Source organism: Alcanivorax sp. HI0044 (assembly GCF_001634945.1).
The window spans coordinates 1-299 of sequence record NZ_LWEZ01000799.1 but is presented as its reverse complement, the minus strand read 5'-3'; the positions used below and the strand labels follow the sequence as shown (position 1 = coordinate 299).

At 41.8% G+C, this 299-nt stretch carries 1 protein-coding gene; it reads left to right on the top strand.

From position 1 onward, the window contains the following. The coding region (locus tag A3730_RS30335; RefSeq protein WP_197477401.1) for a glycosyltransferase at positions 1 to 299 on the top strand (299 nt) is incomplete at both ends.

Sequence of the window (299 nt, the reverse complement as noted above, 5' to 3'; positions counted from 1 at the left end):
TGCCATGAGAGAAAGACAGCAATGCCTAAATATAGAAAGGATTTCGGTTGTTGTACCGGTTTATAATGATGCTCAAGCAATCAAGGAGCTGCTTGGCCGTCTTTTTTCTGTATCAATGCCATATGAATTAGAAATTGAAGTGGTTATTGTTGATGATGGGTCCGACGATAACGTTTGGCTCGATTTGAAACAATTGAAAGGGGAGATGCCAAGTAAAAGATTGAAACTTATTCGTCTAGCTTCCAATCATGGGCAGGGTTTGGCAACCCTGTGTGGCATTGCGAATAGTCGTGGCGATT